The following is a 19,715-nucleotide window of genomic DNA, read 5'->3' as shown; positions in this document are numbered from 1 at the left end:
TAAAAACCCAGCAGAAAACATGCATCTTAGGCGGAGAAGATTAAGTGATATGCTTAAAAGCTTTTTCGGCTCCGAGAGGTGTGGCCGGTTATTTTCGGATTGTACTCTGAGCAAAATCCAGAATTGCAATCTTTTGAACGGGAACTTTAATTTTTATACCATTCCAGTTAAAGGTCAATCCTTCCTCAAGATTGGGGTTTGAAACCGCTATTAAGCTTTTCCCGTCAGTATCTTCGAAGCGGCTGATCTCAACCCGGGAAGTTTTTGGAATTGCTCTTAAGTCAAGATTTTTAGTGTCCATATAAACCGGCCGCCGGCCCCACCAATTCACACGATGTCTTTCTGAAAGAATTTCATTAATAACAGGATTTTTACCCCAACCGTCAAGCCCCGAATACCAATCAATTTTGGCTCCAAGCAAAAAAGCCAGCCTTTCGGTACCGTACTCGCAGGGAGCGTTCTCCCTGCAGTATAAATCATACCCGTCAACACCTTTCCAGTAATGAGTGTTTCCCCAAAAAAGGTGATCGTTATTCGACGGACCTTCATAAATTATCCGGTCGCCTAAAAGATACCGGCCAAAACGGGGGAAAGTTGTAAGCGGCCAATCTTTAGCCTGTTTAAAGGGAGCCCCGCAGCGGTCACCACCGGTTAAACATCCGCTCACCAAACCGGGTGCAGGATATATATCAACCAAACCTTCAATCAGTGTTTCTTCGGGAATTGTACCATTCTTAAATAACTCCAGAATTGCAGCGGGATCTCCCCAATTTGTCCGGCCAAGAGTATCCAAATAAAAAGAGTTGGCATTGTAATTCCTGTTAGCGGAAAGCCAGCCGGTCAGCCAGGCAACTCCTTCCGGAGTATCAAGAAATATTTTACTGCTAAAATCAGGAATTAACACAAAAGGCGCGCAATAATATCCTGCATGATATCCGGACTGCACAACACTTTTGACAAAATCCGGCAGCGCCGGCTGATATCTTTCATGCATTGTATAGTTCATTTTACAGCAGTCTCCCGCATACGTGCTCATCTGCCCCCACATTAAAAGCCAGGGGAAAGTAGATTTTGCTTCATCCCAATTTTTAGAAAGAGCCGCAATATTAAAATCGGTGAGGTTTTGAAGCTGTACATTAAATATTCCTTCACTTTGCCACATCCAATCAGGATACCTTACGGTCACAACCGACTTCAGCCAGGTTTTATAAAGATCCAATGCCAGCTGCCAGGGAACTTGACCCGTGTCAACATTTCCTTTCACGGTCGCAATCAGTGCTTTAAAAGTTTTTGTACTGCCTGCTGCAATTTTTTCAAACTGATACCTTAGAACCTGTCTTTGAGCGGCATACTGGGGAATAACACTTTTTGGCGGCCAATTAACAGCCGCAACAATCCTGGCGCTATGTGAATCTGCCATCACTACAAGCGGAGCAAATGCTGTGGCAGGATATTCCATTCCCATCCATAACCAGTCAGTATCGCGATTAGAAGCTTTTTCACTTTGACCCAGAATGTACGGATAATAGTAAATATCATCGGAAATATCGGCATCCAGGGGGGATCTTTTTGTCTGGTAGGGAAAATTTATATCGGTTAAATTTATTTTCGCCTGAATTTCCAGACTCCACTGTGAATTGCCCAAATCGGTAATTGTAGCTTTAAGCCGCACATCTTCTACAGACCACTTTGTGGAACTAATTTGCGTATAATCAGCGTTAGAATAGTTATACCTGACAGTAGAAGGATCATTAGTTACATAAAATTCAGGTGGAACAGTTTCGACCGCAAATACAGGACATACTATTCCCAATAATATTACTGTAAAAGCAACTGCCAATCCTTTAAGCACCGTTAATTCCTTTTTTGCAATTGCATTATTTTGATAAAGGCATTAGATTTATTTTAATTTTACCACAAAGGCTTTAAAATGCAAGAGAAAAGAAGATTAAAAAACAGACGCTGGATTCCGTGTCTGAGCACGGATGACAAGAGCAGTGTTATTTTTACTTTTACTTTATGAACCTCTGCGGACTTATCCTCCTAAAGGATTGGCGGACAGGCGTCCGGAGTTTCGGCGAGTGGAATTCAATTTATCCCGCTTTATGATATATTTCCTATCGGGAAAAGCTTTGCTTATTATTCATGCCGCATTTCCGCCTCAGGCGGACAAAAACCCGCCAAGCTTAAGGGCGGGTCCGCCAAAGTCGAGATCTCGTCAGAAACTCTGACGGACATCCACGGAGTTACCTCCGTGGTTTTCTGCGGCATACTCGCCATAAAATGCTGATGCGATTGCACCAATTTGAAGTATAGTCTAAAAGCCGGGGTTTTTGTATGATTTGTATCAACCGGGCGGTAACTTTATTACTTTGAAAGTTCTTTCAGTAGTTTCTCGGCGTCTTTTCTGTCATAAAGGTAGTAGTTGGCGGGAAGGGCCGGATTTTTCATATCCATCACTGTATTTAATAACTCCACAGCCTCTTTCTTTTTTCCCTGATTCTTATATATTATCGCAAGGTCTATGTACGGCATTGATATTAAAGGATCCGCTTTTATTACTTCGTTAAGAAGTTCTATTGCTTTTTCGGTATTGCCCCCGAATAAACCCGGGACCTGATAATAATAATTTGCCAGCGCTACTTTGGCAATAGGATGCTTTGGATTTAATTCCAGCGTCCTTTCAAACTCTCTCTTGATCTCCCCCGCCGAGCCCAGAGCATTAAAAATTCCTTTAAGCTGAGCGCATCTTCCGAGACCCGCTCCGTAATAAAAATGCGCGTCGGCGCTTTTATCATCTAACTTGAGCGCTTTTTTTGCGTACTCCGTCCCTTTTTCGTAAGTCGTCCTTCTATCATCCTCTTTTGTCAGGCCTTCACCGGAAAACAGGTAATACCTGGATAGAAGAACGAGCGCCTTAACATTTTCCGGTTCGGCACTGAGAATTTGTCCTGCTATTTCTTCTGCTTTAACGGCGTTCTCTTTATCCAGATGCCGGCTCTCAAATAATTCGAGCCCTCTCGTATAAAGAGCACCCGGATCTTCAGCTGCAACAGAAACAAAACCTGTTAATAAAACCAGAATGAAACTTTTTATCATACACTCACTTTTTGTTTTTTAATCTTTTCTTCAACAGCGTTTGCCAGCTCGCCGACAGTTTTCATCTTCCATACCGTCCGGTCGCTTAAGATATCTATCTTAAACTTGTCCTCGATAGCCATTTGTATCTCGACCATGTCCAGATAGTCCGCACCCAGATCCGCAGTGATCCTGGTCTCCGGCTTGATCTCTTTATTTTTTATATCAATAGTTTTCGATATGATAAGTTTCAAATCGTCAATCATCAAACCCTCCCGTAAACCGGCAATGCAGGTTATAAAAAGCTAAACTACTTTGTTATTCCTTTTGTGGAATTTTTCTTTAACATTTTCAATGATATCAAACACCACGGGTATAAGGAAAAGCGTAAGCAGCGTAGAGCTGAACAACCCGCCTACTACGGCAATACCAAGCGGTATTTGCATCTCCATACCTTCCTGGATTCCAAGAGCCAGAGGAAGAAGCGCAAAAAGAGTTGCAAGCGCCGTGATTAAGATAGGACGTAATCTGGTAGTCGCCGCGTCTATGATCGCTTTTTTCCTGTCCGTCTCTTCTTTTGTTCTCTTAATGATAAAGTCTATTAGAACAATGGCGTTTGTTGCCACAATTCCGACAAGCATGATAAATCCAATGAAAACCGTAACTCCCAGCGCAGTTTTAGTTATATATAACGCCACCATCGAACCGATAAAGGCAAACGGCACTGATAACAATATAGTAAACGGGTGGATCAAGGATTCATACAGGGACGCCAGGATCATGTAGACCAGGAGTATTGCGACAAACAACGCAATTATCAACATAGAAAATGACTCCTGCTTGTCTTGTTCCTGACCGCTTAACTGATAAAAATATCCTTCAGGGAGTTTTAATTCTTTCAATTCCTTTTTTACGTCAATAACAATATCAGAAAGTATCCTTTCAGAGATATCACCACCGACTGTTACAATCCTTTTTGCATCCTCACGGTCAATTTGCGCCGGACTTTCCGTGTAAGAAACATCAACAACGTCTTTCAAAGGGAAAGAAAAACCGGCAGGGGAGTTAACCGGGATATCCAGTATCTCATTTATTGACTTTCTGTCTTTTTCTTTAAGCCGAATCCGGATCTCAACTTCTTCCCCCGCTTCTCTGAAATAGGAAGGCACAATACCGTCTATAGCTGTTTTCATCTCCGCATTTATCTGGGAAACAGACATGCCGTACCTAGCAAGCTTTTCATTGTTATACTTAATAGTGAACTCAGGAAGGCCTTCTTCCATACTTGAGGTCACGCCTTTCAGACCCTTAATTTCTTTCAGTCTATTGGCAAGATCATCTCCTATTTTTTTAAGCATTGCAATATCCGTGCCATAAACTTTCACCTCAACAGGTTTACCGGAACCAAACAGCTGGGACCCTGCGCCGCCCAGGATTATCTTAGCTCCTTTATTTTCCTTTTGTATCTGATCTACCACCTCGTAAAGTTTGGCATCTGTAGTTACTCTTGCTTTACCTTTTTTAAGATTAAGAAACATGGTGCCTCGGTGCAGTCCCGCGCCGCCTGACATGGCAGCCGTCATCGACGAAAGTTTGCTCACTCCTCCGTTAGCCATCATTACATCCATATCGGGAACTCTTTCTTTGAACGCCTGTTCCACCCTTATCTCCAGTTTTTGCGTAGCATCAAAAGAAGACCCCTTCGGCAGCATATAAATCAGCTGGTATTTACCGGAGACAAAACCCTTCATATATTCAGTCGGAACTACTTTGAAGAAAAACACTGTAGCAACCAAGCATAATATGGCAATGCCCACTATCCATATTTTCTTATTTAGCGCTCTTGTAAGGAGATTTGAATACACTCCTTTCATCCATTCCTGGAACGCGTAAAGCTTTCTTCCGACATTATAAAAATATTTTCCCGAGCTTTCCAAAATATTGGAAGGCTTGACCATCTTCTGGAATCTTTCCTCCTTTTCTTTCAGGTCTTTCTTAAAGAGTTTTGACGCCAGCATGGGAACAATAGTGAAGGCAACTATTAAAGAACCAAGGAGCGAGAAGAACACGGTGAGACCGAAGTCCTTAAAAAGCTGAACCACGATACCCTGCGCGAAAACCAAAGGCAAAAGCACGACCACGGTAACGATAGTGGACGAAAGTACGGCTATACCGACTTCGCTTGTCCCATCAATCGCCGCAGTAACGGCATCCTTTCCCATCTGCCTGTGCCTGTAAATGTTTTCCATAACAACCACGGAGTCATCAACTAGTCGGCCGAGTGCAATAACCAGACCACCCATGGACATGAAGTTAAAGGTAGAACCGTTCATGTACATCGCTATAAAGGCAACGAAAAGGGAAACAGGGATAGCGATAAGAATAATTACGGTAGGCCAGAACTCGGCCAGGAACAACAGTATAAGAATACCTGCCAGAAGAGCACCGTCCCTGGCACTTATAACGAGCGAATTTATGGAATCCGTTATCATCTCGGAGGTATCCAGCGCAAAAGTAAATTTTATGTCTGCCGGCAGTTCTTCCTTCATCTTTGGAATTAACTTCCGGAGTCTTTTTGCCACCTCAACTGTATTGGCATCGGTCTGTTTTTGAACTAAAACACTGATAGACGGCACACCGTTAACCCGGCCCAAACTTGTTTCTTCGGAAAGGGTATCTTTTACCTCCGCCACATTTTTCAGATATATAGGAACCCCGCCCTTAACGCCGACTATAAGGTTCTCTATCTGCTCAATATTCTTAAATTCTCCAAGGCCTCTTACTAAAAACTGTTTTTCCCCGGATTCTTTAACACTGCCTGCTGAAACATTGATATTTTCAGCGGCTATTTTGTAAACTATCTGATTAATGGAGATACCGTAACTTATAAGTTTTGTTTTATCGGCATTGATCTGTATCTCTCTGGTCCGGCCCCCGAGAGATAACACCTGGGAAACCCCGTCCAATCTCTCAAATTTCGGGATAATCGTGTCATCCACAAGCTTCTGCAGTAACCCCATATCCCTGTTACCCGTAATAGCAATAAACGCCACAGGCATAGTACTCATATCCTGCTTCATTATCATAGGAGTACTCGCGCCATCAGGCAGGAACTTCTTGATACGCTCAATCCTGTCTCTTACCTGATTTGTAGCGTCATCCAGATTAACACCCCAGTTGAACTCCGCATTTATCACGGCAATACCTTCGTAAGAAGATGCTTTTACCCTTTTGATGCCTGTAACGCTTCTTACCGTGGCTTCAAGGGGGCGGGTCAACGATTTTTCAATTTCTGCCGGAGCAACGCCCGGATAATCCGAAATTATCATAAGATTCGGAAAAGTCATCTTCGGCATCAGTTCCTGTTTTAACTGCATTAAACAAACAGCGCCGAGCACCACAATTATAAGCATGAACATAGTGGTGGTAACGGGCCTTCTGACAAATACTTCTGAAATTTTCATTTTTCCCCCAATCCTTTTTGTTTATGCGGAAGCTTACTTATCTGAATTGATGATCTTTACTTTTAGACCATCCTGAAGAACATTGAAGTCGCTCATCGCAATCATTTCACCGGCCGCAAGGCCTTTCTTGATCTCAAGTAACTTTCCGTCATCATAACCGGTCTCCACCACGTGCTTCACTATCACATTGTTCTTTATGGCATAAATAAACTTGTCGTCATTTTTTCTGACAAGCGCCTGCCTTGGAACCGTAACAGCGCCTTTACTTATGCCCGCTACTATATATACTTCCGCAGAAACTCCGGGCTTGATAAGATTTGAAGAATTATCTATCACAACTTCCACTTTACTCGCATGGCTCACGGGATCCGCCTGGGGACTTACATTTTCAACAACCCCCGGAAAAGTACGGCCTGGAAAAGTTTCAAGTACGGCTTCCACTTCCTGTCCTTTCCTTATCCGCCCGATATCCTCTTCTACGACGCTTACCTGGACTTTTAATTTGCTGATGTTACCAACTATCACAAGCGGAGTCGCCATGGCGGTAGAACCCATCGCCGGAGAAATTGTGTTACCGACATCAATAAATCTTTTAAGAACCACGCCGGCAACAGGACTTTTAATGGGGCTTTGGGAAAAGTCATAACCTACTTCATCCCGGTCAATGTACGCTATTACATCGTCTTTCTTCACCGTAGCGCCTTCTTCAACTTCGTACTTTACAATTTTGCCTGAAGCCTTGGAGTAAACATTCGTCTGTTCGTAGGCGGTAATAACACCAATAAGCTTTATCTTATCTTTTACATCCATAATTTTGGCAAGACCGGACTCTATGGAAATACCTTCGCTTTCAAATGTTTGTGCCGCGTTGGCGCCGGCGTCCTTCCTGGCGCAAGCCGTTCCACTGAAAATAATCCCGGCGCTTAACAAAACTAAAACCGATTTATTTCTTAACATTTTCTCCTCCAATTCTTCCTATAGCTTTTATTAGTTTTTCTTTCGCTAATATATAATCATATAACGATTGATAATAACTAATTTCTGTCTGAAGATAGCTTAATTCGGTATCAAGCACATCCAGGTTCGTAGATAACCCCTGCGCATAACGCTCTTTCACCATATTTAAACTTTCTTTTGCCATGCTGATATTTTCCGCCTGCGCAATAATTGTTTTTTCCGTGGCTTCAAGAGTAAGATACGCTCCTTTTACTTCTATATTAATCCCGTCTAAAATCTGGGTTTTCCCTATCTGAGCCTGCTTGAAATTACCTTCGGCTTCTTCATACTTACCGCTCGTTGCAAAGCCGTCAAAAAGAGGAATAGAGATTACGCCTCCCGCATCCCAGCCGTAATACCAGACCGTATCATTCGGCGGAAGCTGAGCGCCCATATTAGCGTTGTAATTTGCTGTTAATGTAATTGAAGGACGGAAACCTGCAGAAGCTATATTTAAAGCTGACCGGCTTATTTTAATTCTCTCTTCCATCTGTTTCAGCTCTATCCTGTTTTCCAGCGCGCTCTTTAAGCAAGCATCGAGGGCAAAGATTTCTTTTTCGTATTTAAACTCGCCTTTTACCGTATATTTATTATTGGTTTCCGCACTAAGCGTATTATTAAAACCCATAAGCGCAAGTTCATAACCATTTTTCGCGCGATTCAACTGCGGTTCAACATTTGCAAGCTGGACTTTAGCGCGCAGGAGTTCAAATTTCGAAGCCAGTCCTGCTTCATATCTCTTCTGCACTACTTCCACATGCGCCTGCAGTGATTTTCTTGTTTCCTCAAGCACCTTCACCATCTGCTCTGACATTACAAGAGAATAAAAACCGCTCTTAACTTCGTAGGTTACATCCTGAATATATTTTGTAAGATCTTTCTCGGCTATATTTTTATTCGCTTCGGCTATTTCAACCGCGCCCTGTATTTTCCCCCAGGTAAACACCGGCCAGGCCAGAGAGAGTTTTGCTACATACATATCTCCGAGCCGGTCTGTGGTGACGGAAGGCATCGCTAAAGGAATGTATTCCCCTGTGGGAATTCCGGCCGCGCTGAGTACCGGCAGCTGATACGTTGAATAAACATAATTTGATAGCGCAGAATTTTTGGTGTAAATCCCGGTTGCCGAAAGCTGCGGGTAAAGCAAGGCTGAAACAGCTGTTAAATTCCCAGTTGCCGCTTTTATTTTTTCTTGGGCTGAAATTATTTTCTGACTGTGTGTCATAGCATATTTAATGCTCTCCTCCAGCGTCAGCTCTTCAGCTATAACTCCGAAACAAAGCAGAATACTTATCAATAATATCTTTTTCATTTGCCGCCTTCCTTTCTTATTGCTTTAGAATTTATTTTTTCCCCGATTTCTTCCACAACTTTAATAAAAATTTCCATCGCCTTAATTAATTTTTCCCTGTCTTCAGGTTCCATGGTTTCCAAAACTCTTTTCATGCTTTCTTTATGATATTTTTCACTGTCTTCTATGCTTTTCTTTCCTTTTGCGGTAATACTGATATTAACAACCCTTCTGTCCTTTTCATCCAGGGATCTTTCAAGAAATCCTTCTTTTACCATTCGATCAACAACATGCGTGGTCGTCGGCAATGGCATCCCGACAAACTCTGCGATCTTGGACATGTTATATGTTGACTGGTCTTTAAAAAGAACCAAAGTCTTTATTTCTGATATTGTCAAATTTGAAAGACAGCTCTCTTTATCTTCTTTCGGCATAATAATGTTTGCATTCATTCTTGGCATTATACGCATGAACTTTCTGCGAACAATATCCGCTCTCTTAAATAACTCTTCCATTGTTCCTCCGTATAGTTTCACATGAAACTATTTCATATGGAATAATACTATATTAAACAATATTTGTCAATAGCCCGTGGAATTTACAGGCAACATTTGAACCATAAAATATTTAATATACACTGATTAATTAATGAGATTTGACAAAAACGCCTGATGCTCGCCCGCCTGTTCTTTGGAGGGGAGGGAATCAGGTAAATACAGTAGTTGCTCGATTTAGGCCGTTCCGGCGAAGGCGATCCTGCCTGATAAATCAGACAACTACAAATGATTTTACAACAACTGCTATGTTTTGTATAATGAAATTGAGGAGAGTGTAAATAAATGAAATCAGACATCCAAAAATTAGATAAAAATATGCAGGTAACAAAACCGGAGTCAGAAGGACTTAAATGGGTTGATCCAAAAGAAGCGCCCTTTAAAATAGCAGGGTTTGCCTGGTTTGATGAAGAGAAGATCTACCGCAGGCTGCCTTTAAAACCGGAATACTCGCTACCTCCGGGTGCGGGAGTTGATTCTCTGGCAGATTGTACGGCCGGTGGACAGATATTATTCCGGAGTGATACGAAAAAGCTGGCGATTAAGGTTAAATTACGGAAGATTGCTAATATGTATCATATGCCTGCGACAGGGCAATGCGGGTTTGATTGTTATATAGGAGAGCCCGGAGAAAAAAAATATGTAAGCACCGTAAAATACGACCACAGTCAGATATCCTATGAATTTATATTTTTTAATCTTAAAGAGGCAAAATTAAGGAATATAACTTTGAACTTTCCGTTGTACGAAGGAATAACCGAACTTCAAATAGGGATAGACAAAAACGCAAAAATATTAAAACCGGTTCCGTTCATCAATAATAAAAAAATAATAATTTATGGAACTTCCATTACCCAGGGAGGATGTGCGTCCCGTCCGGGCATGGCCTACACAAATATTTTAAGCAGGAGATTTAATTATGAATTTATAAATCTGGGATTTTCCGGCAACGGCAGGGGCGAGCCGGAGGTCGCAAAAATAATCTCTAAAATAAAAAACCCCGGCTTATTTGTGCTTGATTATGAAGCCAACAGCGTAAGCTGCGAATTATTCGATAAGACGCTTCCTGATTTTATTAAAATATTACGGAAAAATAATAAAAACGTTCCCATTCTTGTGATCTCCATAATAAAACATTCCGCCGAAAGTTTTGGCGTCAATCTGGAAAGAAGAATGAAAGGCCTGGAAATACAAAAAAAGCATATTGAACATTTTCAAAAAGCCGGAGATAAACTCCTGTTCTTTTATAACGGCGAAAAACTTTTAGGAAAAGATTTTTACGAATGCACCGTAGACGGCATCCACCCCACAGACCTGGGTTTTTACAAAATAGCAGAAAGCCTGACTCCGGTATTCAAGAAATTACTGGCAAAAGCAAGTAATCTCCTCTAATAAATGTGGACCACTATTTAATTAAAACTTTTTCTCTCTCTTTGTTTAACTTTAGACCGTGCTTTTGGGCCAACTCAACAGTAGCATCATTAAAGTATTTCAATAGTTCTTTCTGTGACATTATTTTAGTTTCATCGTATATCTTCTCTTGTATGTCATGTATCTCTTTCATGCTTTTATGCTCTGACATTTTACTGTACCTCCTCCGGCGAACATATTTCAACATTTTCATACCGTGCTTGCTACTTTGATATCCGTTCAAGAAAATCGCCTTCGTCGATGACCTTTATCGCTAATATCAGGCGATTTTCGCAGTCCCAGCTGTTCTGATTTGTGAAGCAAATCAAGCGGAGATAGGAAAGTATTTTACTTGTACCCGGTATACTTTCCTATGCAGCAAGCAAATACTATGCTTATGATAGTCGATACAAGAAATTGTGTCAAGTCAATAACCCGGGACACCCCCTATATACTTTTTACTGCGAATATCTCATATGCCGCATTCCTATGGCTACTCTTCTTGCTATTCTTGATACTTTATTATACCTTTTTACTTGAATTTGTCAATAAACAGGCTCTGTCCCCTAAATAATTTCTTTTATCTCTAATGCTTTTTACTTTCCGTTTTATCAGACGCACAACAAACACCAAGACAGCTGTATTTATAATAAACACTATAATTATTGTCCCGATATAAATATATATTTGATTCCCATATACGCCGCCTGCTCCTCCCATAACTACAATTGCGGTCGGAAAATATAATAAAAGGACCGGCACAAAGATATACAAAAGGACAGAAAAATCAATTTCACCAAATATCGTATACCCAATGAAGCATAATACAATTCCAGCTATTGCGTAAGCTATCCCGTAAAAAAGAATTTTCTTAGAATTCATCATATCCGTACTCCCAAGTGTTCAACTCTCTATAAAATTAGTCTGTGTTCTTAATTTATTAATCAGCGTCTTATTATTTGGGGACAGCGCCTACTTATCTCTGCTTTTTTGGCCACCACGGGTCTCTTGCTCCTAATATTACATCAAATAACTTCTCAAGCTTTTTCAACACACTGTCTTTCACAAACGGCCGACCCATATGGACCCATATGGACTTTTATAGACCACAAAGACACTGGATCCCCAATCCCTCCAAAAAGAATGGCGGGCAGGCGAGTCGAGGATGACAGAAAATTAATTCTATTATCTACAAGATTTTGCTAAGCATCCGACCTTATTCCTACTTTCTTTTACTTTTTTTGCTTCTTTTACTGTCTTTGCTGTACTTACTGTACTTGCTTTCCTTTCTTCCCCTGCTTCTTCACACCGCTTCAAACACTGCCTTCGTAACCGCGTGGTGGACTTTTGGGTCCAGCTGGTTTGGGACAAGTTCGCCTTTTTTGGCTTCTTTGGCTATGGCTTTGGCGGCGGCTATCTTCATTTCAAGGGTGATTGCTTTTGCTCTGGCTTTTAGGGCGCCTTTGAAAATACCGGGGAATGCCAGGGCGTTATTCAGGGATCTTCCGTCAAGGGCAAGGACTGCGCCGGCTTTGATAGCATCTTTCGGGAAAATCTCCGGAATTGGATTTGCAAGGGCGAAACAAACGGCTTTTTTGTTCATGGATTTGATCATCGCCGGGGTAACAAGGTTGGGACCGGAGACACCTATAAATATATCTTTTCCTTTAATAATATTTTTAAGAGAGCCTTTTTCGCTTTTAAGATTGGTAAGCAGGGCTATCTCTTCTTTTGCGCTGTTCATATTCTTTTCTCTTCCATTATATATAGCGCCGTCAGTGTCGCATAACACTATATTTTTTATGCCCCACCCCATAAGAAGACGGCAGATAGCCATTCCGGCCGCGCCTGCTCCGTTTATTACAACTTTTATCTTTTTCCTGTCTTTTTTAAGGAGTTTTAAAGCATTCATCATTGCCGCAAGCGTCACAACTGCGGTCCCGTGCTGATCATCATGGAAAACGGGTTTATCAAGTTTTTCTATTAAACGCCTCTCTATTTCAAAACATTCCGGGGCTTTTATATCTTCAAGCTGAATAGCGCCAAAAGACGGGGCAATAGCCAGAACTGCGTTCACTATCACGTCAGGGTCTTCTGAATCGATAAGTATCGGTACCGCGTTTACGTCTGAAAATTTCTTTAAAAGCACCGCTTTACCTTCCATAACCGGCATAGCCGCCTTTACTCCGATGTTTCCGAGCCCGAGCACCGCCGTTCCGTTCGTCACTATACATATAGTATTTCCCACATAAGTATAATCATAAAATTTCTCAGGATGCCGATAAATGAGTTCGCTGACGCTTGCCACGCCCGGGGTGTAAGCTTTTCTAAGGTCTGCAAGGTTGTCCAGAGGGATTGTGGAAGTAATAGCAATTTTTCCGTCGCGGTGCATATTTAATACTTCGTCTATTATTTTAATCACGCTTACGTTCTTTATATGATGAATATTGGCAATAGCTTTTTCAAGCATTTTTTCCGATTGAACAAAAACAGTAATATCCCTGGTCAAAAAATGACTGTCAACATGGTGAGTGCAAATATCCCCGAGAAGCGCCCCGCTTTTGCCTATAGCCGTCGCAACCTTCCCCAGATTACCAGGAACATCTTCAATACGCACCCGCAGGGTTTTTATAACCATATCCGCATATTTTACCGAAGTATTTTCAAAATGCTGATGCTCTTGCATAAAGCCCCCTTATAAAACAATCACTAAGATATAAGCACTAAATTCTAAACAATCACTAAGTAATACTTAATAATAAAATCTTAAACAAAATCGTTGTAGTTCTATTCAAAATCTTCCTTGTTTGGTGCTTAAATATTTAATTTTAGTAATTGTTTAGTTATTAGTGCTTTGACCTTAGTAATTCCTTTTATCGCTTCCTTAGGATTTATAAATTTGTCGCGTTAAAAGCTTCTATTCTATATATACTGCTTCCTGTTTCTCTGGAAACTACGGTCACACGGCATTTGTCCATGTAGTTGTCCTGTATCATTTTTCCATGATTTTCACAGAAAAGCCAGAAAAAACTCCGGAATATATCGCTATGCGCGACAAAAGCAGCGCTTTCCTTGCATTCTTTATTTGCTCTGGCTAATACCTTCTCTATTCTTGCTTTTACCTCTTCATTAGACTCTCCACCTTCAAACCGGGCAGAGTTATCGCCTTTTTCCCAGGCATCTACAACATTTATGTATTTTTTCCAGTTTGCAGGGTCAATTTCGCTCTTTCCGTCAAGCTCACCGACATATATCTCTTTGAGGTTATCTTCTATATATAGCTCTCTATCCTGGAAGATAATAGCCGCCGTTTCCCTTGCTCTTTTATAAGGGCTGACATAAACTCTTTCAATAGCAAGATCTTTCATTACAAGATGCATACTTTCAGCCTGCTTTTTACCTGTTTCTGTAAGAGAAGGGGTTATTTTATAATTGGCAAAGCATCTTGCTTTGTTTGCCTCGCTTTCACCATGACGGAAGAGATAGTAGTTCATAATTTTTGCATTCCTTTAAAACAGTTTCTTCAGACAAGGACCTGGAATCCTGCTTATACAAAACCAGCAGACTGTCTATAAGGTCTGTAACGTCTTACATTAATGTGGTATTTGATTTAAGCAAGTATTTATTTTTCGTCTTCTGACTTCAGCCCTCCGCTCTCCTGCTTTTACTCTTGCTAAGCCTCTCTTCGAAAGATCCGCCCTACATAATTGGCGGATGCGCCTCTAAGCCTCCGAGCCTCTACTTTTCGTCCAATCGCTTAACTTTGCGAGGAGTTCTTCTTTTATATTTCTTTCTTCATTTTCAGGGTTATTCTCTTTTTCAGCTTTTAACGTCTCAAGCAGTTTTGATGTCAAGATAAGTCCCCGGTACCAATCTATTGCTTTAATGTCAAAATTCATCTGCTTGCAGTACGCTTCTTCCAATCCCCTGTTTTTAAGAAGAGGATACCTTTCAAAAGGCAGTAAAAATTCATAAAGCGGGTCAAAAAATCCTGCGGATTCAAAATCTATTATTCCGGTCAAGCTCTTGTCTTTTGCTATAAAATTCTTCGGATTAAAATCTCCGTTACCAAAACAAGGCGAAATACGGGGAGGTATATTATCCGCAAGTATTTTTAGAACTTGTGAAATAAGAGGTCCCTTTAAAATATTTTGCAGATCTTTTTTTACGCCTAAAAAGAACTCTTTTATCTCCACCCCTTCCCCTAATTCAACGGATAACCCGCCCAGCTCTTCTTTTTTTATATTTTGAACTTCAATTATAGTTTTAATAAATAAGTCTTCAGCCCATTTTTCTTTCAGTTTAAGGAAATTATACAACACCCGGCCTTTTAAACTCTCTTCAAGAAAACAAGGGAGACCAAATGCCGAACCTTTTTCGTCAAGGCCCCAGACCTTGGGAGTTTTGAGTTTTGTTGTTTCAAGTTGTTTAAGCAGTCGGTATTGACGGAAAAAATCATATTTTACATCGGACGGAATATCTTCCTGTTTTTGGATTTTCAGCATGACAAAAAGCCGTTTATCATCATTTGCAACTTCGACTTTCCAGGAGAGAGTCCGACCGTCCCCGATTATGGGTAAAGCCAAAATAAATTCGACAGGCAGGCTTAAAGAGGATGCGATATATTTTTCAACTTTCTTTTTTACATCCGGATGATTCGGATTAAACAACGTCATTTTTCTCCAATTTTAAAAACGATTCCACTTGATGTTTTATTGAGCTTTCAACTTTTAAGCAATTCATGCGCTTCTGCCATGCCTTCTATTATATTTATTTTTTGCGGGCATTTTTCCATACAAGTACCGCATTTTGAACAAAGAACGCCTTTTTGGCCGTCTTGTTTATATTTTCTTTTGATCCACTCTGAGGGCCCGTAAATTTTTGCATTATTAAAAAACTGGAAAACATAAGGGATATTTATCCCTTCCTTGCAGGGCGTGCAATAATTACAGCCGCTACAAACACTTTTGGAGATCTTGTCTCCCATGCCTTTAAACGCTTCGGTAATTACAGCCATATCATTAGTATTTGCAATATCCTCATAAAAATCCCCTACTAAAACACCGTCTATTACTTCCTGCTCGGTTTTAAAACCGACAATAGCGGTAGTGATATTTTTATTTCCTATTATGAAACGGAGAGCGCCTTCAGCGTTTGTTTTTGCTTTTCCCCTTTTTAGAAAACTCATCTCTTTGGTTTCCGCTCCGAGAAAACCCCCGTTTAGCGGACCCATAGCAACAACGCCCATTTTTAATTTTTGCGCAAGAGAAGCGACCTCCGCGTAATTCTGTCTGTAGGCGTTATAATATATAGTAACAGATTCGAAGAGTCCGGATTGGATCATTATTTCTAAATCTTTCGGTTGTGCGTGTGAGGTTATCCCGACATGCTTAATTATCCTCTGCCTCATTAGATCTTTAACAGCTTCATATTTATATCCCGGCTCTATCATTTTCTGGTATGAAGCAATTGAATTGGTACTCCACATCTGATAAAAATCGAAATAATCCGTTTGGAGCCGTTTTAACTGTTCATCAATATTTTTTTTCAGTTGATCGGAGGTTATCGGGTCATCACAGGCAGATTTTGTTGAAAGGATAATATCTTTTCTTCTTTTTCCTAGGGAATTTCCTATTTTAATTTCACTGTCACCATACCCCATCGATGTTTCAAAGTAATTAATACCCATATCTATCGCTTTGTTTACGACTTTTGTTGCTTCTTCCTGGCTGATATCCGGTAAACGCATACCACCAAAAGAGATGCAAGAAACTTTTAACCCTGATTCTGTAAGCTGTCTATATTCCATTATTTACTGATATCCTTTTAAATAAATACATAATAACCCAAATATTCACTATTTTCTATACATTTAAGATATATATACCCAATATGTTCAAAATGTTATTATATCGTAAATAAAAAATTCTATTTTGTGGTACAAAAATACTGTTTTAATCATAAAATATCACCATTTAGCACTTATTAAGCCTATTTTCTAGCAAAAATCAAATAAAACTCAACTGAAAACCCATTTTATTCAAACACTTATATTATCTGCTAAACATGTCAAATATAATTGTAGTTGCCTCATTTTATGAGGCCTGAAATGCTTCATACCTACTTGCCCGCCAGTCTTTTTGGAGGGAATCAAGTAACTACTGGTTATGCTGTTATTCTAGCTTCTTGAGGAATTTTCATACTATACGCTATTTATTTTAAAAGCTGCTCATAGCCCAAAATATATATTAGAATTTAACAAAAATATATACATTATCCCACAAAATCAACGCATTATTGCTTACTTCCAATACTTTGAATCATTTCATATATTCTATTCAAATCTTCCATAGTATAGAACTCTACGACTATTTTTCCCTTTTTCTTTCCTATTATCTTTACTTTAGTTCCAAGGGTATACTGCATCTGCTTTTCCGCTTCTGCAATATGGACATCTTTATCTTGCGCTTTCTTAATATCTTTTATCTCGCCTTTTTTTATTGCTGCAGCCATCTGCTCTATCTGCCTTACCGACATCCCTCTCTTTACGGCAGTATCGCAAAGTTTTTCCTGAATATCAAACTGGTCTATTCCAAGAAGTACCCGAGCATGCCCGACGGATATTGTTCCACGTGAAACATATTCCTGAATTTTAAATGGTAAATTAAGAAGGCGAAGCATATTGGTAACAGTGCTTCTCTCCTTGCCAACCTTTTTTGAGACCTCTTCATGCGTAAGTCCAAACTCATCCTGAAGCCTCTTGTATGCCGCGGCCTCTTCTATGGGATTAAGATCATCCCTCTGTATATTCTCTATTAAAGCCAGCTCCAACATATCCTCATCTTTTACATCCCTAACAATAGCCGGAATTGTAAGCTTTTTAAGCTCTTTTGAGGCCCTAAGACGCCTTTCGCCTGATATTAGTTCGTACGTATCTTCACCTATTTTTCTCACTGAAACAGGCTGAATAATACCCTTTTCCTGTATTGATGCCATAAGATTCGACAATTCAACAGGATCAAACTCTTTTCTTGGCTGATATTTATTTGGCTTAATTTTACTTATATCAATTTCAACTCCAAAATGCTTAACATCCTTTCTGTCAATTACCGGATTTATAGTATTACTTCCCGGAATTAACGCTCCCAATCCCTTGCCTAGACCTTTCGGCATTTTCTACCACCTCTCTAGCTAGATTTAAATAGGCTTCCGCCCCGGTACTCCTGATATCATAAAGAATTACCGGCTTTCCGTACGACGGAGCCTCGCTTAAACGTACATTTCTTGGAATAAAGGTCTTATACACCTTATCCTGAAAATGCTTGAAAATTTCATCTCTAACCTGCTGCGCCAGTGTAGTGCGACCATCATACATTGTAAGAACTACTCCCTCAATACAAAGCTCCTGGTTTAAACTCTTTTTGACCAGTTCTATAGTATTTAAAAGCTTGCTAACACCTTCTAAAGCATAATATTCGCACTGTATAGGAATAAGTATGCTATCCGCAGCAGTCAATGTATTGAGTGTTAATAGACCTAAAGATGGGGGACAATCGACAAATATATAATCATATTTATCCTTAATTGGGGCAATAGCATTCTTTAACCTATTCTCTCTGGCCATTAATGGGACAAGCTCTATTTCCGCTCCTGTTAAATCAATATTAGATGGGACAATATTCATGTAATTTATTGCAGTTTTAATAGCAACTTCTTCCATGGGCTTGCCATTGATTATGCAATCATAGACACTTGACTCAACGCTATAAGGATTTACGCCAAAACCACTAGTTGCATTTCCTTGCGGATCCATATCAATAAGGAGGGTCCTTTTTTCCATAGCTCCTATTGAAGCTGAAAGGTTTACCGCAGTTGTGGTCTTTCCAACGCCACCTTTTTGATTAGCTATTGCGATTACTTTGCCCATTTTATTTTCACTTTTCTCCTAAATATTTCTTTTAAGGAGTTTAATTCTACAAGAAAGCACTAAATATGTCAAGATAATTATATAATATGTTTCACGTGGAACATATTACTTTTAAATGATTTTCACAGATTTACTACGCTTTTAAAGGTCTTTTTTGCGGCATTCCATTGCGGCGGGGGTATTTCTCAGGAGTCCCTTTATCCTTTGAAACTATAACAATATTCTTTTCTTCATTAAAAAAAGAGTATTTAATATTTTCTATTTTTTTTATTTCTCCTCCTAAACTCTTAATTGCGCCCTCAGCTTGATTTATATCTTTAATATCCTTACCTTTTGAGGCTATAAACTCACCACCTATTTTTAAAAAAGGTATGCACAACTCAGAGATACTGCTCATGCTCGCAACTGCCCTACAGCAAGCATAATCATATTTTTCTCTGTGAGAGATATCTCTGCCTATTTCTTCTGCTCTTCCCCAAATGACATTTACATCTTTCATATTAAGAAGATTACTGATATGTGTTAAGAATACACACTTTTTTGATGAGGAATCAATCAGTGTAATTTTAAGATCCCCGCAAAATAATTTTAAAGCAAGTCCGGGAAAACCGGAGCCTGTACCTACATCTACAATATTTGAATTTTTTTTAATGAAAGGCAATATTGTAAACGCATCTAAGAAAAGATTTATAAAAATATTTTCATAGCCTTTAAGCGCGGTAAGATCTGCCTTTGCATTCCATGCATTTATCTCGCGGATATATATATCAATATCCGAAACCTTCTCCGGAGAAAGTTCTACTTTCATTTCAGACAGATATTTTTTTATTTCCAAATTTAGCGACATGCAGATATTGTATCAAATAATTTATAAGATATCATTAAAAATAAGCACTATGAAAAACAACAACTAAGATCAAAGCACTAACCCAAGTTCCGCTGAATTATGTTAAAAGTGCGATTTTAAAAATATTTAGTTCATATAAAAGCAGCAT

Annotated in this window: 16 protein-coding genes; 1 reads left to right on the top strand and 15 read right to left on the bottom strand. The window is 39.8% G+C overall.

Features of this window, described 5'->3' with window-relative positions; genetic code table 11:
• Nucleotides 1–88 precede the first annotated feature (88 nt).
• The 7 genes from A2536_07275 to A2536_07245 form a co-directional block, all read right to left on the bottom strand.
• A complete protein-coding gene (locus tag A2536_07275) occupies nt 89–1,852 on the bottom strand; it encodes a hypothetical protein (GenBank protein ID OGF46758.1) in 1,764 nt (587 codons plus the stop codon).
• A gap of 515 nt (nt 1,853–2,367) precedes the next feature.
• Nucleotides 2,368–3,099 (bottom strand): hypothetical protein, encoded by a 732-nt coding sequence (locus A2536_07270; GenBank protein OGF46757.1) that lies wholly within the window; start codon nt 3,097–3,099, stop codon nt 2,368–2,370.
• Nucleotides 3,096–3,347, bottom strand: a complete 252-nt coding sequence (locus A2536_07265) for a hypothetical protein (protein ID OGF46756.1) — start codon at nt 3,345–3,347, stop codon at nt 3,096–3,098. Before A2536_07265 ends, A2536_07270 begins: the two co-directional genes overlap by 4 nt.
• 36 nt (nt 3,348–3,383) lie before the next feature.
• A complete protein-coding gene (locus A2536_07260; protein ID OGF46755.1) occupies nt 3,384–6,542 on the bottom strand; it encodes a hypothetical protein in 3,159 nt (1,052 codons plus the stop codon).
• Between the two features lie 33 nt (nt 6,543–6,575).
• Nucleotides 6,576–7,499 (bottom strand): hypothetical protein, encoded by a 924-nt coding sequence (locus A2536_07255; protein ID OGF46754.1) that lies wholly within the window; start codon nt 7,497–7,499, stop codon nt 6,576–6,578.
• Nucleotides 7,486–8,850, bottom strand: coding sequence for a hypothetical protein (locus A2536_07250; GenBank protein OGF46753.1), 1,365 nt, complete (start codon nt 8,848–8,850; stop codon nt 7,486–7,488). The genes A2536_07255 and A2536_07250 overlap by 14 nt, the downstream gene beginning before the upstream one ends.
• Nucleotides 8,847–9,344, bottom strand: coding sequence for a hypothetical protein (locus A2536_07245; GenBank protein ID OGF46752.1), 498 nt, complete (start codon nt 9,342–9,344; stop codon nt 8,847–8,849). Before A2536_07245 ends, A2536_07250 begins: the two co-directional genes overlap by 4 nt.
• Before the next feature lie 324 nt (nt 9,345–9,668).
• Between A2536_07245 and A2536_07240 the strand changes: the two genes are divergently transcribed.
• Nucleotides 9,669–10,775, top strand: coding sequence for a hypothetical protein (locus A2536_07240; protein OGF46751.1), 1,107 nt, complete (start codon nt 9,669–9,671; stop codon nt 10,773–10,775).
• Nucleotides 10,776–11,315: 540 nt separating this feature from the next.
• Here A2536_07240 and A2536_07235 read toward each other — a convergent pair.
• From A2536_07235 to A2536_07200, 8 genes are all read right to left on the bottom strand, one after another.
• The gene (locus A2536_07235) at nt 11,316–11,678 is read right to left on the bottom strand and encodes a hypothetical protein (GenBank protein ID OGF46750.1); all 363 of its coding nucleotides are present in this window, start codon (nt 11,676–11,678) and stop codon (nt 11,316–11,318) included.
• Between the two features lie 418 nt (nt 11,679–12,096).
• A complete protein-coding gene (locus A2536_07230) occupies nt 12,097–13,479 on the bottom strand; it encodes a hypothetical protein (protein ID OGF46749.1) in 1,383 nt (460 codons plus the stop codon).
• A 205-nt stretch (nt 13,480–13,684) separates the two neighbouring features.
• Entirely contained in the window at nt 13,685–14,287 is a 603-nt protein-coding gene (locus tag A2536_07225) for a hypothetical protein (protein OGF46748.1), read from the bottom strand.
• A gap of 228 nt (nt 14,288–14,515) precedes the next feature.
• Nucleotides 14,516–15,469: a hypothetical protein gene (locus A2536_07220; protein ID OGF46747.1), complete on the bottom strand. Its 954-nt coding sequence runs from the start codon at nt 15,467–15,469 to the stop codon at nt 14,516–14,518.
• Between the two features lie 47 nt (nt 15,470–15,516).
• The gene (locus A2536_07215) at nt 15,517–16,602 is read right to left on the bottom strand and encodes a hypothetical protein (protein ID OGF46746.1); all 1,086 of its coding nucleotides are present in this window, start codon (nt 16,600–16,602) and stop codon (nt 15,517–15,519) included.
• 485 nt (nt 16,603–17,087) lie between these two features.
• Nucleotides 17,088–17,966 carry a hypothetical protein gene (locus tag A2536_07210; GenBank protein ID OGF46745.1) on the bottom strand — a complete coding sequence of 293 codons (879 nt, stop codon included), beginning with the start codon at nt 17,964–17,966 and terminating at the stop codon, nt 17,088–17,090.
• Entirely contained in the window at nt 17,917–18,720 is an 804-nt protein-coding gene (locus tag A2536_07205) for a hypothetical protein (protein OGF46744.1), read from the bottom strand. The genes A2536_07210 and A2536_07205 overlap by 50 nt, the downstream gene beginning before the upstream one ends.
• A 133-nt stretch (nt 18,721–18,853) precedes the next feature.
• On the bottom strand, nt 18,854–19,567 hold the full coding sequence (locus A2536_07200) for a hypothetical protein (protein OGF46743.1): 714 nt from the start codon (nt 19,565–19,567) through the stop codon (nt 18,854–18,856).
• Nucleotides 19,568–19,715: the final 148 nt, after the last annotated feature.

The organism is Candidatus Firestonebacteria bacterium RIFOXYD2_FULL_39_29 (genome assembly GCA_001778375.1).
Classification (GTDB): domain Bacteria; phylum Oederibacteriota; class D2-FULL-39-29; order D2-FULL-39-29; family D2-FULL-39-29; genus D2-FULL-39-29.
This window is presented reverse-complemented; position numbering and strand designations above follow the sequence as displayed.

Excerpts from the sequence above, each read along its gene's own strand:
- A2536_07270 (OGF46757.1), bottom strand. The coding sequence starts at position 3,099 with ATGATAAAAAGTTTCATTCTGGTTTTATTAACAGGTTTTGTTTCTGTT.
- A2536_07260 (OGF46755.1), bottom strand. The coding sequence starts at position 6,542 with ATGAAAATTTCAGAAGTATTTGTCAGAAGGCCCGTTACCACCACTATG.
- A2536_07255 (OGF46754.1), bottom strand. The coding sequence starts at position 7,499 with ATGTTAAGAAATAAATCGGTTTTAGTTTTGTTAAGCGCCGGGATTATT.
- A2536_07250 (OGF46753.1), bottom strand. The coding sequence starts at position 8,850 with ATGAAAAAGATATTATTGATAAGTATTCTGCTTTGTTTCGGAGTTATA.
- A2536_07245 (OGF46752.1), bottom strand. The coding sequence starts at position 9,344 with ATGGAAGAGTTATTTAAGAGAGCGGATATTGTTCGCAGAAAGTTCATG.
- A2536_07240 (OGF46751.1), top strand. The coding sequence starts at position 9,669 with ATGAAATCAGACATCCAAAAATTAGATAAAAATATGCAGGTAACAAAA.
- A2536_07235 (OGF46750.1), bottom strand. The coding sequence starts at position 11,678 with ATGATGAATTCTAAGAAAATTCTTTTTTACGGGATAGCTTACGCAATA.
- A2536_07230 (OGF46749.1), bottom strand. The coding sequence starts at position 13,479 with ATGCAAGAGCATCAGCATTTTGAAAATACTTCGGTAAAATATGCGGAT.
- A2536_07225 (OGF46748.1), bottom strand. The coding sequence starts at position 14,287 with ATGAACTACTATCTCTTCCGTCATGGTGAAAGCGAGGCAAACAAAGCA.
- A2536_07220 (OGF46747.1), bottom strand. The coding sequence starts at position 15,469 with ATGACGTTGTTTAATCCGAATCATCCGGATGTAAAAAAGAAAGTTGAA.
- A2536_07215 (OGF46746.1), bottom strand. The coding sequence starts at position 16,602 with ATGGAATATAGACAGCTTACAGAATCAGGGTTAAAAGTTTCTTGCATC.
- A2536_07210 (OGF46745.1), bottom strand. The coding sequence starts at position 17,966 with ATGCCGAAAGGTCTAGGCAAGGGATTGGGAGCGTTAATTCCGGGAAGT.
- A2536_07205 (OGF46744.1), bottom strand. The coding sequence starts at position 18,720 with ATGGGCAAAGTAATCGCAATAGCTAATCAAAAAGGTGGCGTTGGAAAG.
- A2536_07200 (OGF46743.1), bottom strand. The coding sequence starts at position 19,567 with ATGTCGCTAAATTTGGAAATAAAAAAATATCTGTCTGAAATGAAAGTA.